The organism is Flavipsychrobacter stenotrophus (assembly GCF_002954265.1).
In the GTDB taxonomy this organism is placed as follows: Bacteria; Bacteroidota; Bacteroidia; order Chitinophagales; family Chitinophagaceae; genus Flavipsychrobacter; species Flavipsychrobacter stenotrophus.
On the sequence record NZ_PPSL01000004.1, the window covers coordinates 273,835 to 288,859 of the forward strand.

The following is a 15,025-nucleotide window of genomic DNA, read 5'->3' on the forward strand; positions in this document are numbered from 1 at the left end:
CAGCATCATGACGTGTGGTCTCAATCCCAAAGAGTCAATAACATATTCCTAATCCGTTAAGCTGTTTTTATAAGTTTCGGGAACTGAGGTTGCGTTGACTATGATGGCAATGATGACCAAAGCCAGCGGGTAAATGAGCCCTACAAGTGGTGCGAACATAGCACCAACTATCAATGTCTTTTTCAATAGTTCGGTAATGAATGCTGTGGATCCGCCAATAACGCCATTGCCTATGTTGTAAGCAAAGCCCATGCTGGTGTAACGGATGCGGGTAGGGAATAGCTCAAGCATAAAAGCACCGATAGGGCCGTATACCATTGCTGTGGCCACATTGATAAGGAGTGCCAGGCCAATGAGTTGAATGGTGGCGGTGGTGCTGATCTCGTGTACTTCTTTTAGTTCGGCGGGGTTGCCGATCTTCAGGAAGAGGTAGAAAACAATGGGTACGAGTATGGCGCTGAGGATAAGACCGGATAGCATCAGCTTTTTACGACCAAGCTTATCGCTAAGTCCGCCAAAGAACTGGAATGACGGGCCTGCAAGGAGGATGGCTGCCGCCAATACGAGGATCGCTGTATTGGGTGATAGCATTGCCGAGCGTTGCAGGAAGAAAAGGGTAACGAACTGCGAGGTCTGCATCAAAGTAGCCTGTGCGGCACAACCACCAAAGATGGCACGGAGCATGAGGGCACCATTGCCGGGTGTTTGAAATGCCTCGCTGATGGGGGCTTGCGTGGTTTTGCCTGCTGCTTTTAGTTGGGCGTATACGGGGCTTTCGCCTAGTTGCTTACGAGCAATGTAGCTCACCACTACCAGCACTGCGCTGAACAGAAAAGGTATACGCCAGCCATATGCGGCAAAGTCGGGGGTAGACATGAGGGCGCGGGTAGCGAAGACGGTGCAGAGGCAGACAAACAGGCCCAATGGGGCGGTGCTCTGAATAAATCCTGTATAGTAGCCGCGTTTGTTGGGTGGAGCGTGTTCGGCTACATAGATGGTAGCGCCGGTGTACTCACCACTTATGGCCAGGCCCTGCGCCAGCCGGAATACCAATAGCATAATTGGTGCCAGCCAGCCCACAGCGGCATAGCCGGGAATACAGCCAACAAGAAAGGTAGCGCCACCCATTAATAAGAGTGATACAAGGAATGATTTTTTGCGACCGGTCTTATCGCCGATAGCGCCGAAGATGAGTGAGCCAAGGGGTCTGATAAGGTATGATGATAGCACTACAGCCAGGGTTTCGAGAAACTTGGTTTCACTCTTTGGGAATAGGTTTTCGGAGAGGACAGGGGCGAGGATGATCGCCAGGAAGAGATCATACCATTCTATGAGCGTGCCTGCAGCGGCGGCTACTATTACGGTGAAGAGTTGTTTGTTGGAGGTAGTGGGGGTAGTATTCATGAACTGGAATTGTGCAGGCAACAGCCGTGAATGAAAAATACAATAAATTTATGAGTCAACAGTTCAGATTGGCCACAGAGACAGCTAATTACAGCTGCTTAGGCTTCCAGGGTAGGTCAGTGAATACTTTCTTTTTGCCGAAGAAATAGTCCATAACAATGCTGCGTTTGTAGATGCCTTCTTCATTGCGAACGGTGATCATGCGCTTACATTCACGGCGGCGGGCAAACCATTTACCTATTTGTCCGTATACGTGGAAGTGGGCTTTGAGGATGGTGAAGACCTGCTTGAATTCGCCCTTTGTTAGCAGGCGACCTGCTGCTGCACCATCCAGTATAAGACGCAGTGGGAAGAGCCAGAGCAGCTTGCTGCCTTTCTCGTTCTTTATAAGCAGTATAAGGTTGTTGCGGAAGTTGTAGTAGAGTTTTTGCGGACTACCATAGCTGATAACACTGCCGCCTACATGGAACACAGTTGATGAACCTACATAGCCGATGCGATGCCCTGCATTCTTTAAGCGCCAGCAGAGGTCTATCTCTTCCATGTGTGCATAGAAATCGGGGTCGAGACCGCCAATGGTGTGGTACAAATCGGCACGCACTACCAGGCAACCGCCTGACGCCCAGAATACCTCGATGTTATCGTTGTACTGGCCGTGGTCTTTTTCCATATCGAAGAAGATGCGGCCGCGGCAAAACATGTAGCCATATTTGTCCATGAATGCGCCACCGGCACCAGCATATTCAAACTGCTCCCGTTCGCGCCAGTAGCGTATCTTGGGTTGACATGCTGCCATGTCGGGGTGGGCTTCCATAGCTGTGTGCAGCGGGGGAAACCAACCATCGGTAACTTCAAAATCGGAACTAAGGAGGATGTAATATTTCGCCTTTATCTGTTTCAGCGCTTCGTAATAACCATGTGCAAAGCCGCGGTTGATAGCGATACTGACTGTCTGAACAGTTGGGAAATTGGTGTTGACGTATTGGAGGGTGTCGTCGGTAGATGCATTGTCTACGACAATTACTTCATAGCCACTTTCGGCCTGCTCTACAATTTTGGGCAAAAACAGTTCATGCCACTTAGTGCCATTGTAGCTTAGTATTACAACAGCAGTGTCCTTATGGCAAACTATCATAAGTCAAAATTCAACAGGGAACAGAAAATAGAGGGCATATGACTATGAGGTCTCCTTGATGCAAAGAAAAACAGGAGGTACATGAGGCGTTGATCCTCATGTACCTGGCTTAATTATTTATACTTTGGCTCGTAGAGCGTATTGTCCGGAACGGTGATGTTATCGTTCTTCTTATAGCCATGTTCGTGGAGGTTGTAACAACCTGCCCAAGCGAAAATGAAGAAACCAAAGAAGCCCAAAAGGAACAAAAAGCGCGATTTTGATGGCTTATTAAGTTCAATGTCAACCGGGTTATCCAGTTCGGTACCGTGTATGTTGTGATCAGTAGTCATGAATAATTGAAAATTTCCATCGCAAAAATAATAGTAATTACTTCAAAATCATAATAATTTTATCTTGCAGAGCGTTTACTTTTGAGAAATACCATGCGGAAATATCTAAACAGGAAATCTATACTCGCTTTTGTAGCACTTTTCATAGTCAGCGCATCGCTTTTTTATACGAGTACGCTGGCAGAAAAACTGGCACAAGAGGAGAAAAAGAAGGTGCAAAACCTGGCAGATGCTATAAAAACGCTCAATAAACCTACCAGCAATCAGGAAGAGACAGTATTAGCCAGCTTTATTCTTACTTCTAATAACTCCATTCCGCTGATCATTACTACTGACAAGGTACAGATAGTAGATTTTAAAAATATAGATACCACGCAAACTAAAAACACACCCAGACTTATAAGGGATAAGCTAGGCGAGTTTAAGGAGATGCACGAACCCATAATAGCAGACTGGGGGACGGGCAGGAATTATGTTTATTATGGAGAGACGTTTTTATTGACCCAGTTGCGGTATTACCCATATGTGCAGATAGTGATCATCTTCCTTTTTCTTATAGTGGTGATCTTTGCACTGTCGGCATCTTACCGGTCTTTGCAGAACCAGGTGTGGGTGGGATTGTCTAAAGAGACTGCTCATCAGTTGGGAACGCCGCTGAGCTCTATGGAGGGGTGGCTGGAGCTGATGCGGGAAAGTGACCCGGATAGTGAGGCTGCCAAGGAAATGCAGAAAGACCTGGACAGGCTAAAGTTGGTTGCGGACAGGTTCAGCAAGGTGGGTAGTGAACCTAAGCTGCAGGAAGAGAATCTTGCAGAGCGCCTGAGCGAAATAGTGGCGTATATGCAGAAGCGTTCTCCGCTAAAGGTGGCCATATCGCTACACATAAAGGAGCGTGAGATACCGGTGAATATAAGTGGGCCATTGTTTGACTGGGTAATGGAAAACCTGATACGTAATGCGCTGGATTCTATGGAAGGCAAAGGTGCGATAGATATTACTGTAACCAACCAGCCGCAGCAGGTAATTATAGATGTGCAGGACACGGGTAAGGGCATACCGAAGTACCAGGTAAAGAAGATCTTTAATCCCGGGTTTACTACAAAGAAAAGAGGGTGGGGACTGGGATTGTCATTGTCAAGAAGGATCATAGAAAAGTACCATCATAGTTCCATATTTGTGAAGCAGAGCGAGGTAGGAAAGGGGACGACGTTCAGGATAGTGTTGAGGAGGTAAAATAAATATTGGAGCCTATTTACGCTGGCGTATGTTTGTAATCAAAACTATGTGTGAATGCGATACTATATGTTCATAGATGAAAGCGGAGAAGCTAACATTACTAACCCAGATCCTCGTTTTAATGTATTCGTTTTATGTGGAGTAGTATTTAGTGAGGACGGCTACAAGCATTTTGACGCAGAGGTCAAGAAGTTAAAAAATAAGTTCTTTGGAAATGAGGATATAATTTTTCATTCGTTTGAAATGAGGGGCAAAAAAGATGCATTTAAAATTTTCCAAGACCCTACAATAATGAAAGATTTTTATAATGATATTGGAAGCATTTTCAAAACCTGCGAATATTGGGTAATTTCTTGTGTAGTCAATAAGCAAAAATATAAAGAAATATACCCATACAAAAATCATGCTTACGAAGATGCGCTCACTTTTTTATGCGAGCGAGGGATTTCGCTTCTTGGAAAGAAAAACAAACAGCATGTCCTACATCTTTGCCTTGAGAAAAGAGGGAAATGTAAAGATTCTCAGTTAAAGAAATATTACACCAATTTTATTAAATATGGTACTGAGTATATTAGTACAGACGAATTTAAAATGTGCTATCCGCGTTTGCATTTTAGAGGGAAAGACGAGAATACTAACGGATTACAGTTTGCAGATTTAATAGCTTATCCAATTGCTAGAAAGCAATTATCACCTAATTTACCTCAGCCAACATTTGATATTTTTGACGAAAAATTTTATTCAAGAGGTGGTCGAGGTAATGAATATTATGGCTTAGGGTTGAAGCATTTTCCATAAAAGGTGAAGCCTCAAAAATAATTTGAGGCTTCCCACGGCGAGGCATACGCCAAACACGTTTTATTTCACAAAGATAATGTGTTTTGGTAAATAAAAAGATAGACTTAAACTGATCTATATTTCATAAAATTATGTGTATGTTTATGTAAACAAATCATATGAAAAAGTACTTTCCAATATTAATATCGAAGGAGGGAGAGTTAAAGGCTCTAACACATCTTTCGCAAGATGTAAAAGAAAATATATGTCCAATTATAGAGGTATTACCTGATATGTTTGCAGAAGGGCATATTGCAAAAAAGGAGAGGGAGAATGAAATTGCAAGAGGAGCCAATAAGCCTGAAAAAAAAGGACGAAAATTTGAAGACAAGTTAGTTAAAACATTAACTACACATTGGAAATTTCATGACAATCAAATATTATTGGACTTTGCTCACTGCTCAAATGTAGATGAGAAAAAAATTGAGTCGAACAATATATTGGCTATGTTGAATGCTTTAGCTGATAAAGAATTTAATGTAATCCCTGTTATATCGTATAGGAGCAGTGAGGATTATTTAGAAGTGGCAAAAAAAATCTCAGGGGGCAATGGCAAAAAAATATGTATACGATTATCGAATGCTCTAGGAAATTTTGATGGCAATATCTCTGTTGATTCGATGGCACAACGATTAAACAAACAAAAAGCGGATATAATACTATTATTTGACGTTGGTTTTATTGAACAGGTAACCTATGATACATACGCTACTAAAACTAAAACACTATTAAATAGCCTTGAAGATATTAGCCAATGGTTTACGGTAATAATTGCATCTGGATCTTTTCCCGTAGATCTATCAACAATTTCGGTGAGAGAAGAACCCCATTTTCTGACTCGATACGAATGGATGCTTTGGAATGACATCCAAAACTTAGGCTTGAATTCTGATAAGATAAAATATGGGGATTATGGTATTAAGTACCCAGTTTATTCTGACGTTGCATATTCGGGAAGTATAAGCATAAAATACACTAATGTTGATAATTTTGTAATCTACAGAGGCGGGGTGACACAGGAACATGAATTAGGACACTCTCAGTATATTATGCACGCCATAAAATTAGTTAAGAATGTAGATTGTTATTCGGGTGAAAAATTTTGTTGGGGTGATTCTCAAATTGAAGAGTATTCTAAGAAAAACCCCAAAATAGATTTAACACAACCAAAATCTAAACAAAAACCAAAACCAGGAGGGCCGGGAACGTGGGTAGCAATTGGGCAAAATCATCACATTACTTTACTTCTTAGTTTAGTATGATTAGTTCTTCCAGTGTTGTCTTTCCTTCAGTGTCTTTCTAACAACATCGGATAAAGTTGCAATGTCCAATCCACTTGCCAAAGACTCGCAAAGAAGCCAATTTCTATCTCTTTTACCGAAAGGTATATTTTGCTCTGTTAATATTTTAATTAGTTCATCATTCCATAAGAGTTTCGCAAGGTAGAATGCCTTTTTATTTTTATTTAATAAAGGCGATTTTATTTCCTTAAATTCTTCTTCACCAACGGTGTCAGAGCAAACTGCGACACCGACCCAATCAGGTACAAGGGCAATTATTTTTTCTATATATTTTTCTTCCGTAACAACAGTTAAGTAATCAAAAACCAAAGAGTAAGCCGCTATTTGGTTAGGCAATCTCTGTAGGGAATCAGATGCGCTTTTAATTTCATATGCGTGTAAAGAACCGTTAATTACAGCCATGTCAATTCGCGCGCTTGCCACAGGTAATTTCATTTCATGAACTACTTTTGAATGCGGATCATTTATGTACTTTGAAAGTTCCGTGCGCTGAAGAATTTGCCGAATATGTGGATCTTTCATTGCTTTTTCTTTTGTTTTATTGACATAAATAATTGCCTTTGAAGAAACCCAAAGAAAAAAGCATAAACACTTGTTTCTGTTAATTTACAGTAGTGTAAAACAAATACAGATATCTCGGCAAAGATAGAAACATTTGCCCAATAACAAAGCTGCTTACAAATGGCTTTGTATTGATCACCTTACACTGCTAGTGCTGGAAAATTATCTACTACTCAATGGAATAGTTTTTATAGCTGAGTATTGAATACATACAATCAATGCTATGCGTAAGGGCTATATTATTCTCGTTTTCTGTTTGGTTTTCGCTGTTCTACTAAGTTGCAAAACGCATTACCAGCTGGCCAATAAGGCGTATGCCAGAATAGAGATACCCACATCGCTGGAGCGGGGTAAAAACCTGGCCTACAATATTTGTGCAGATTGCTACTATGATAAGACTGTAAAGAAATTTATTGGAATGAGGTACCTGGCATTGCCGCGAATAGCCGGTAAGGTATATTCTGCTAATCTGACCAATTCAAAAACGAATGGTGTTATAACCGGCTATTCGGATGGAGAGCTGGCATATTTATTGAAAACTGGTATCACCCGCGATGGTAGGTTTATTCCTTACATGTTGCGCCCCAAAATGGCTGATGATGATATTAATGACCTGATCATTTACCTGAGATCGGGAGATGAAGCTGTGCAGGCCGGTGATACCAGTGTCGGGCATTCGCACTTAAATTTTATTGGTCGTATAGCGATACGTAAAATAGCCAAGCCGCAGCCATATATAACAAGTATCAAGCGCCCAGGAAAGGATGATGCGATAGCCAATGGCCGCTACCTGGTAGATAATATTGGTTGTTTTCATTGCCACTCTAAGAGCATAGCAAAGCTCAATTATCTGGATGCCGAGCAAAGCAGAGGGTATCTGCAGGGCGGAATGAAATTTAAAGATGAAAGCGGCAATAAGATACATGCGGCCAACCTTACGCCCGATAGCAGTACCGGGATTGGCGGGTTCACGAGAGCGCAATTTCAGAAGGCTATTATGGAGGGAGTGGCGCCCGGCGGAAGGAAATTACATCCGCCAATGCCGCATTTTACGCACCTTACAGATAAGCAGGTGAGCGATATTTATGCTTACTTAATGTCGATACCGGCGGTGCATAAGAGGGGTGGGATGATAAGTGATACGTACTAATTAACTCAAATGCAAAACTAAAAAGTGTGCGGATAGTGAATAAATGTTTAAATGATATAGCTCTCGATCAGCCTTCCGGACCATAAAAGGTAAGGCGGCTCTTTTAACGCAAAATTGATACCAGATGTTGAAAATGGCATGACCAGCACATTAAAGGAAAAGGCCCACAGTGCGGGCCTTTTCCTTTTTATTATGTTCGGTTGACTACTAGCAATAAGTTTCGAAAGCCTGAATAAGGTTGGCTGCGATCATTTGTGCTGGGCGACCTTCGATCATGTGTCTTTCGATCATGTGCACCACTTTGCCGTCTTTCAACAGGGCAATAGCCGGTGAAGATGGAGGATAAGGTAACAAGTACTGACGTGCCTGCTTAACCGCATCTACATCAAAACCTGCGAAGCTTGTGGTAAGACGGGTTGGTTTCTTTTCTGCATTCTGCACAGCCATCAGCACACCCGGGCGCGCTGTTCCTGCTGAACAACCGCATACACTATTTATCATGAGTAATGTAGTGCCTTCCATTTTCAGGATACTGTCTACATCGCTTGGGGAAAGTAATTCTTGAAATCCGTGATTGGTCAATTCGGCCTTCATCAGTGCAACTATTTGTTCAGGATACATCTTGATTTATTATTTATTTACACAAAGGTACGAGTAAGTAAATTAATGGAAATCATATGAGCAATTGGAAAATCTAATAGAGGTATATTTTGTTTATTTTGTCTGGCAGTCTTTAGCTGTTTAAATAAGCTTATCAAAGTATCATACCGGCGCATAGGATTGCGGATTGACGCTTGTCTTACTGATTTAACCGGTCTCAAAGAGAAACGTCTTGATGGTTGTCGGTCAGACGACCGACAACGGCGAAATGCTATCATAAAGTGCGTTTATCCGTTAGTTTTAAAGGGAAATAGCTATTTTTAATTTCAGTTTAAACCATTGAATAAATTATTTCTATGCCTTCTGTACTACTAGTTGAAGATAATGAATTGATATTAAAATCGTTAGAGCACGTTTTGGCGAAAGACGGATTTGATGTAGTAGCCGTGAAAGATGGCGAAGAGGCGATGCGGGCAGTTGCTATGTTCAACTACGATGTTGTGATAACTGACATAAATATGCCCAATATAAACGGGCTAGATCTCATTCAAAGACTAAAGGCAAGCGAGGCTACAAGTAATGTTGGTATTATTGTGGTCTCTTCGTTAGTCAATGAATCCTCGGTACTTGAAGCACTACGTCTTGGTGCCGATCTATTCCTCCCCAAGCCCATTAAACCATATGATCTGGTATTGCGCGTAAAAAAACTGGTAGCTGAGAAGATGGACTAATTGCGTGGTTAATGCACTATAACCATCTTTTCTCGTTTTAAATCCTGTTTGTCATCTTGGACAACTACTATATATAATCCGTCTGGCCAACTGCCTGAATTTATATTGAGTATATCAATTAACTGGTCCAGTTTTTCAAGATAAATGGCCCTGCCCATCAAGTCAAAAACCGATACGGTTACTGGTGCATTGCTATGGCCTTTAAGGGTCAATTGGATATTTTCATTGGCGGGGTTAGGGGCAATTGCAACCGAAGTGCCTGTGAGGCCTATATCATCGATGCCAAGTTTTATGCAGCTGATGACAGTACTGAAACTGTCGGTGCTGATATAGCTGCAATAGCCATAGGTATGGGTTGTGATAGGAATAATTGTAGTGTCCTGAAAAAAGCACTGTAGGAATTCACTTCCTTCGAAACAAAAATTATGTGGACGCATGGCCCCATTAAGCGTTCCTATGCCTTCAATGATAGTATATAGCGATGTGTAGAACGGCCAGGTGGTTGAGGTGTCGGTATTGACGGTCATTACGAGTACATTGTGGTATACTCCATTCATCATAATTGAGTCTTTCCGCACAACACTGTCAATTCTTGTTCCCGATGCATCCTGAAATCGGATCGTATCGCCCAGGTTTAGTTTGAAATTATATAGCACATGGTCCATGGTGTCAGTCCAACCGTGATAATATACTATTCCTGCGGCTGTATCTTCTCGTATATAATAAGCATAGCTGTTGAATACGTAGCCTACACAACCCATCCATGGGTCGTTTACATAAACTGTTGATGTAAGGATAGGCTCGTAGATATGTCCATGCATAAAGGTATCTGCACCAAAAGAATGATACCGCGTAAATGCACAGCCTTCCATACTAGGCGTCAAACCCTTAGTGATCCAATTATTGCGCTTGTCTGAAAAGCGTACTTTCTGAGAAAATGATGTGATAGAAAGCACTACAAAAAGCATAGTAAAAAGTAGTTTCATAAATCTTTGATTGAGGGTTTACAGATATTAGTTAGCGATGACTATCTTATCTCTCTTTAAAACACCTGTGTTATTTTTTATCAGGATCAGATATATGCCATTGGACCAATCTGTAGTATTAATTGATTCTCCATTAAGGTTTAATTCCTTTTGGTAATAGACTGTTCTGCCGGTAAGATCTGATATATGTATCGTCACTTTTTCAGTATTTTTTTTACTGCCGAAGTTTAAACTTTCTGTTACCGGATTAGGGAAGATGGTAATTTGCTGAGCGTTGGAATATTCATCGTCTATTGTTAAACGTCTACAGTCTCCGGTTGTAATTAAAATGGAATCACTTGGAAGAAATACCTCCACCGAACCGTTTCCACTAGCTATGAAATGCGAAGAAATTGGCACAGCAATACCTTTATGGTAGAAGCATTGAAGCCAATCTGGTTCTCCGCCGGAGAGATAACAAAAAGGTTGCCAATAATTTAAAACACTTCCTACCCCTTCTACAACAGTATAATGTTCCGGTCCGAAAGTTAACGTAGATGAAGTGCCGGAATAATCGCGTACAATTCTAATACCCCAAACTTTATGGTACACACCGTTTATTTTAGTTGAATCGAATAATACAACGCTATCAGCTCGTGCTGCAAGAGGATTACTATAGTGTATCGTATCTCCCAATGAAAGATTGTAGTTGTATAAGATGTTCTCAGAAGTATCGACCGTTGGGTTACTTATACAATAGACAATGCCAGTAGTAGTATCTTCTCTGATATAATACGACGGTGCGGCGTAAGGGGAATATGTGCATCCATAGGTTGTCCCTACAATGGTATTTTTTATTGGCTGATAAGTTTTGCCATTTATTATCGTGTCTGTGCCGTAATAAGTATGTCGGTAGAAATTACATGAATCGACGGGTCTGATGAACATTGTCACCCAGTAATTTGTTCTATCTGTATAATGTATCTTTTGAGAAAATGATGTGATATAAAGTACGACGAGGAGCAGCGTAAAAATAAGTTTCATAACATAGGGTTTAACATAAAGATAGAATATATATACGAAATAGTAAAACATATGTGGTTGAGTTATAGTTTCCCCCTAAGCAGGTGACAGATATCTGCTGAAAAATGCCGTTATTTACTGCAAATATTATTCATGAAGAAAGTAATACTGGCTTTTGCAATGGCCGGGATGTTTGCTGCCTGTAAAAATGGGGAGCACAAACATACCGGTGAGGGTAAGGGGAAAGAACTGGCATCGCTGCTGGATAAATACTGGCAGGAGCATTTGCAGATGTTTCCTACTGAGGCGACATCTAATGGCGATAATCGCTACAATGACCGGCTGACCATAACCATTGCTGAAAGTTTCAGAGATAGCCTGGGCAGGTTTTACAAAAGATACCTTAATGAGATAGGCAATATAGATAGTACACAGCTGCAGGGGCAGGACCTGATGAGCTATCGCTTGTTCAAGTACGAGATGGCTATGGGTATTGAAGGATTGAAATATCCTACGCACCTGATGCCCATTACACAGTTCTGGGCGTTTACGTTGGAGCTGCCACAACTAGGGTCGGGTACTGGCAATCAGCCATTTAAGACGGTGAAGGATTATGACGACTGGATCAAGCGCTTGTCGGCATTCCCGGCATGGACGGACACGGCTATTTATAATATGCGTAAGGGTATAGCAACAGGCTGGGTGCTGCCAAAATCGCTGGTAGTAAAAATACTGCCGCAGTTGAAAGCGGTGGTAGTAAAGAATGATACCGCAAGTATATTCTATGGTCCACTGAAGAACTTTCCTGAAGGGTTTAGTGTAGCTGATAAGGAAAGATTGACCAAAGCGTATGTGCAGGCTATTGATAGTATTGTGAATCCATCATACACCAAGCTGGCAGTGTTCTTTGAAAAGGAATACTTGCCGAAGAGCCGCACCACAAGTGGCTTGGGTAGCCTGCAGGGTGGCAATGAATATTACAACTACTGCATTAAGAACTGGACGACAACAAACCTGACTGCCGATAGCATTTATAAGATAGGGGAGAGTGAGGTAGCGAGGCTGGAAGGCGAGATGAATAAGGTAAAAGATGCGGTGGGCTTTAAGGGCGATATGCAAGCGTTCTTTAAGTATATAGATAAGGACAGCAAATTCTGTCCGTTCACAACTCCGCAGCAGGTGCTTGATAGTTTCTGGGCTATAAAGAAGATAGAAGATCCACAGCTGAAAAAGCTGTTTAATAACACGCCTAAAACCCAGTTCACCATCCGCCAGACAGAGGCTTTCCGTGCGGCATCTGCCAGTGCGGAATATAACCAAGGATCTGAAGACGGTGCAAGGCCGGGTATATTTTATGTGCCGATACTTGATGCGAAGAAATTTAATGCTACCGGTATGGCTACGTTGTTTTTGCATGAGGCAATTCCCGGGCATCATTACCAGGTATCGCTGCAGCAGGAGAGTAAGGGCTTGCCGGCGTTCCGCCGTTTTATATGGTATGGTGCTTATGGCGAAGGCTGGGCCCACTATTGCGAAACATTGGGCAAGGGATTGGGACTATACGATGACCCCTACCAATACATGGGGCATCTGGGCGATGCCATGCACCGTGCTATACGCCTGATAGTGGACGTGGGTATACACTACAAGGGTATGAGCAGGGAAGATGCTATAAAGTATATGATGGCACATGAGCTGATATCTGAACACGACGCTACAGCCGAGATAGAACGTTATATGGCTATACCGGGACAGGCTTTGTCATACAAGATAGGCCAGATGGCTATCTCTGGTGAGCGCAAGCATTATGAAGAAACGCTGGGTGCGAAATTCAATATTGCGTCATTCCATGACGAGGTGTTGAAAGACGGTGGCGTACCTCTGAACATACTCCATGAGAAACTGGAAGCGTGGGCTAAGGGAATAAAATAACTTATATCGACATTGCCAATAACTGACTACATCCCCTACAGAAAATTCCGCATGACAACATCGCTGTCTGTAGGGGATGTATATCAAAAAATGACTGAAAATGTCGAACAAATCAATTACCTGAATATGTTCCTGGCGAGTTACTATACCCAATCGTTTGCCGGAAGAATTACCCCCTTGGGGTTCAAGATTAATAGCGTCTATCGAAAGGGAATGGGCAGTGCGTTCATTGGTAAGGTAAGCGCCGGAAAGGGCGGAACAACAATTGATATCACTGTTCGCCCAAATCATTTGATGACGGTACTTTGGTTGTCGCCTGTAATTCTGGCATTGCGGTTCTTTCCCGAGGGGCTAGGAGTGTTAGTAATCCTTAGTCTGCCTCTGTTGGCTATTCACATAGGAGTGATAACGCTTTTTGATAAAAGTGTGGCGGAGTCAATAAATACCATTGAAAATATTGTAGGAGCAGATCATTCAGCCACTACTCAACTTTGAAGAAACCATTATCGAACTCAGCCATATAGGTTGCGTAATAAGTCTTCACTTTCTCGGCATATTTGATAGCATAATTGATCGCATGGTCCCGCCATTCGCAGTTTTGTCCGAATGCTATCAGATCATCTGCAATGGCAGATCCTTGTCTGCCTGAGCAACGGAGCTGTGCAGAAGCTGTAAGCATGGCCATATCATCAATGACCTTGTACATATCGCGATATCTGTCGCGGATGAGGTTGAAGTTGATGCTGTCTTTAACAGGCTGCATTTCCTGTATGAGAAAGGGTTCGTTGTCGAACATAGTGTGACTAAGCAGGGCGGGTGGTATATTTTGCATGCGTTGTTGAATAGAGACGATCCTTTCCGCTTCAGACATCCATTCCGGTTGTGGCACTTTTACATAGGGCGCAAGTGACGATGGCCGTGCCTGCTTCATTTCTACCAAAAGGAATTTATTGGGATCGCGCTTGCCCTTTAGCAGAAAAGCATACCGCTTCAGTCCAACGCTGCCTGTGCCAGCCAGCCTGAAAGCCACATCGCAGACATGATAATTGTAAGGGCCATCGCTGCTGTTGCTGATCCATTCTGTTATGTGATCCGTAAGCCGTTGCTTCAGCCCGAAGTCGATCTCAAAATGACGGGGATCTTCCATCATTATGGTCAGTTGATTTTGTCTGATATTGGTTCGCTTGTCGAGAAGCGCCCGCTTCTTTTTCTTACCTGCCTTTTTTAAGAATGTGGCAACTATTCCTTTAGCAGTCTTGGTTTCGATATAATAGGCCTTTCCTTTACTAAGGGTGGCGGCATATGTTTTGAGAAACAACTGTGCCATTTTATGCGCTTTTATCTTATCAATCTCGAGATGGTCGAAAGCAATAAGAATGCTGGTAACTAATCTCAGGATCTCCCACGATGCAGGTGCCAGGATGGCCTCATCAAAATCATTGAGATCGAAGTGTACTAACCTGTTGTCTGCTTTAAAGCTGCCAAAATTTTCGAGGTGCAGATCGCCACATATCCATGATAAAGGCGCCTGAGAGAAATTTTTGTGCTTACTCAGGTCTTCATAAAAAAGGTGGCAGGTGCCGCGGTAAAACCGGAAGATATTTTCGGCCATGAATTTGTACTTCAGGTCTACCATTTCGGGCAATAGACCAGTGTTGTATTTTTTTATTCTTTGTGATACGGATGACATGTGGCTGTTGTTTAGAGTGTGGTTTTTAACAACTAACTACCTGACTTTTAAAATCATGCCAATGAGGGTGAAACGACAATGCCCCCGGAAAACCAGGGGCATTGTCGTTTCATAAATTGCATTGCTAT

At 42.3% G+C, this 15,025-nt stretch carries 15 protein-coding genes; 7 read left to right on the forward strand and 8 right to left on the reverse strand.

The window, feature by feature from the left end; genetic code table 11:
• Positions 1-48 precede the first annotated feature (48 nt).
• The 3 genes from CJD36_RS15630 to CJD36_RS15640 form a co-directional block, all read right to left on the reverse strand.
• Entirely contained in the window at positions 49-1,404 is a 1,356-nt protein-coding gene (locus CJD36_RS15630; RefSeq protein ID WP_105040134.1) for an MFS transporter, read from the reverse strand.
• Positions 1,405-1,492: 88 nt separating this feature from the next.
• Complete coding sequence (locus tag CJD36_RS15635; protein ID WP_105040135.1) at positions 1,493-2,539, reverse strand: glycosyltransferase family 2 protein; 1,047 nt, start codon at positions 2,537-2,539, stop codon at positions 1,493-1,495.
• Positions 2,540-2,652: 113 nt separating this feature from the next.
• Entirely contained in the window at positions 2,653-2,871 is a 219-nt protein-coding gene (locus tag CJD36_RS15640; RefSeq protein ID WP_105040136.1) for a hypothetical protein, read from the reverse strand.
• Positions 2,872-2,964: 93 nt separating this feature from the next.
• On the opposite strand from CJD36_RS15640, the gene CJD36_RS15645 reads away from it, so the two are divergent.
• The 3 genes from CJD36_RS15645 to CJD36_RS15655 all read left to right on the forward strand — a co-directional run bounded on the left by CJD36_RS15645 (position 2,965) and on the right by CJD36_RS15655 (position 6,206).
• A complete protein-coding gene (locus CJD36_RS15645; RefSeq protein WP_105040137.1) occupies positions 2,965-4,104 on the forward strand; it encodes a sensor histidine kinase in 1,140 nt (379 codons plus the stop codon).
• Between the two features lie 69 nt (positions 4,105-4,173).
• Complete coding sequence (locus CJD36_RS15650) at positions 4,174-4,905, forward strand: DUF3800 domain-containing protein (protein ID WP_161499335.1); 732 nt, start codon at positions 4,174-4,176, stop codon at positions 4,903-4,905.
• Positions 4,906-5,063: 158 nt separating this feature from the next.
• Positions 5,064-6,206: a beta family protein gene (locus CJD36_RS15655; RefSeq protein ID WP_105040139.1), complete on the forward strand. Its 1,143-nt coding sequence runs from the start codon at positions 5,064-5,066 to the stop codon at positions 6,204-6,206.
• Here the strand turns inward: CJD36_RS15655 and CJD36_RS15660 are convergent, their stop codons facing one another.
• Positions 6,207-6,767, reverse strand: coding sequence for a sce7726 family protein (locus CJD36_RS15660; protein ID WP_105040140.1), 561 nt, complete (start codon positions 6,765-6,767; stop codon positions 6,207-6,209).
• A gap of 262 nt (positions 6,768-7,029) precedes the next feature.
• Here CJD36_RS15660 and CJD36_RS15665 point away from each other — a divergent pair, with 262 nt between their 5' ends.
• Positions 7,030-7,956: a c-type cytochrome gene (locus CJD36_RS15665; protein ID WP_105040141.1), complete on the forward strand. Its 927-nt coding sequence runs from the start codon at positions 7,030-7,032 to the stop codon at positions 7,954-7,956.
• A 207-nt stretch (positions 7,957-8,163) separates the two neighbouring features.
• On the opposite strand, the gene CJD36_RS15670 is transcribed toward CJD36_RS15665, so the two are convergent.
• Positions 8,164-8,577, reverse strand: a complete 414-nt coding sequence (locus CJD36_RS15670) for a BrxA/BrxB family bacilliredoxin (protein WP_105040142.1) — start codon at positions 8,575-8,577, stop codon at positions 8,164-8,166.
• 335 nt (positions 8,578-8,912) lie between these two features.
• Between CJD36_RS15670 and CJD36_RS15675 the strand changes: the two genes are divergently transcribed.
• Entirely contained in the window at positions 8,913-9,287 is a 375-nt protein-coding gene (locus CJD36_RS15675; RefSeq protein WP_105040143.1) for a response regulator, read from the forward strand.
• A gap of 8 nt (positions 9,288-9,295) precedes the next feature.
• On the opposite strand, the gene CJD36_RS15680 is transcribed toward CJD36_RS15675, so the two are convergent.
• Both CJD36_RS15680 and CJD36_RS15685 read right to left on the reverse strand, forming a co-directional pair.
• The gene (locus CJD36_RS15680; protein ID WP_105040144.1) at positions 9,296-10,273 is read right to left on the reverse strand and encodes a T9SS type A sorting domain-containing protein; all 978 of its coding nucleotides are present in this window, start codon (positions 10,271-10,273) and stop codon (positions 9,296-9,298) included.
• A gap of 27 nt (positions 10,274-10,300) precedes the next feature.
• Positions 10,301-11,200 carry a T9SS type A sorting domain-containing protein gene (locus tag CJD36_RS15685; protein ID WP_161499336.1) on the reverse strand — a complete coding sequence of 300 codons (900 nt, stop codon included), beginning with the start codon at positions 11,198-11,200 and terminating at the stop codon, positions 10,301-10,303.
• Positions 11,201-11,428: 228 nt separating this feature from the next.
• Here CJD36_RS15685 and CJD36_RS15690 point away from each other — a divergent pair, with 228 nt between their 5' ends.
• Positions 11,429-13,207, forward strand: a complete 1,779-nt coding sequence (locus tag CJD36_RS15690; protein ID WP_105040146.1) for a DUF885 domain-containing protein — start codon at positions 11,429-11,431, stop codon at positions 13,205-13,207.
• Positions 13,208-13,258: 51 nt separating this feature from the next.
• Complete coding sequence (locus CJD36_RS15695; RefSeq protein WP_133162661.1) at positions 13,259-13,702, forward strand: hypothetical protein; 444 nt, start codon at positions 13,259-13,261, stop codon at positions 13,700-13,702.
• On the opposite strand, the gene CJD36_RS15700 is transcribed toward CJD36_RS15695, so the two are convergent.
• Positions 13,689-14,897 carry a DUF2252 domain-containing protein gene (locus tag CJD36_RS15700; protein ID WP_105040148.1) on the reverse strand — a complete coding sequence of 403 codons (1,209 nt, stop codon included), beginning with the start codon at positions 14,895-14,897 and terminating at the stop codon, positions 13,689-13,691. The two genes, CJD36_RS15695 and CJD36_RS15700, sit on opposite strands and share 14 nt — an antisense overlap.
• Between the last annotated feature and the right edge of the window lie 128 nt (positions 14,898-15,025).

Coding starts and splice junctions, on each gene's coding strand:
- CJD36_RS15650 (WP_161499335.1), top strand. CDS start 4,174: ATGTTCATAGATGAAAGCGGAGAAGCTAACATTACTAACCCAGATCCT.
- CJD36_RS15680 (WP_105040144.1), bottom strand. CDS start 10,273: ATGAAACTACTTTTTACTATGCTTTTTGTAGTGCTTTCTATCACATCA.
- CJD36_RS15655 (WP_105040139.1), top strand. CDS start 5,064: ATGAAAAAGTACTTTCCAATATTAATATCGAAGGAGGGAGAGTTAAAG.
- CJD36_RS15695 (WP_133162661.1), top strand. CDS start 13,259: ATGACAACATCGCTGTCTGTAGGGGATGTATATCAAAAAATGACTGAA.
- CJD36_RS15660 (WP_105040140.1), bottom strand. CDS start 6,767: ATGAAAGATCCACATATTCGGCAAATTCTTCAGCGCACGGAACTTTCA.
- CJD36_RS15700 (WP_105040148.1), bottom strand. CDS start 14,897: ATGTCATCCGTATCACAAAGAATAAAAAAATACAACACTGGTCTATTG.
- CJD36_RS15635 (WP_105040135.1), bottom strand. CDS start 2,539: ATGATAGTTTGCCATAAGGACACTGCTGTTGTAATACTAAGCTACAAT.
- CJD36_RS15670 (WP_105040142.1), bottom strand. CDS start 8,577: ATGTATCCTGAACAAATAGTTGCACTGATGAAGGCCGAATTGACCAAT.
- CJD36_RS15675 (WP_105040143.1), top strand. CDS start 8,913: ATGCCTTCTGTACTACTAGTTGAAGATAATGAATTGATATTAAAATCG.
- CJD36_RS15630 (WP_105040134.1), bottom strand. CDS start 1,404: ATGAATACTACCCCCACTACCTCCAACAAACAACTCTTCACCGTAATA.
- CJD36_RS15640 (WP_105040136.1), bottom strand. CDS start 2,871: ATGACTACTGATCACAACATACACGGTACCGAACTGGATAACCCGGTT.
- CJD36_RS15690 (WP_105040146.1), top strand. CDS start 11,429: ATGAAGAAAGTAATACTGGCTTTTGCAATGGCCGGGATGTTTGCTGCC.
- CJD36_RS15645 (WP_105040137.1), top strand. CDS start 2,965: ATGCGGAAATATCTAAACAGGAAATCTATACTCGCTTTTGTAGCACTT.
- CJD36_RS15665 (WP_105040141.1), top strand. CDS start 7,030: ATGCGTAAGGGCTATATTATTCTCGTTTTCTGTTTGGTTTTCGCTGTT.
- CJD36_RS15685 (WP_161499336.1), bottom strand. CDS start 11,200: ATGTTCATCAGACCCGTCGATTCATGTAATTTCTACCGACATACTTAT.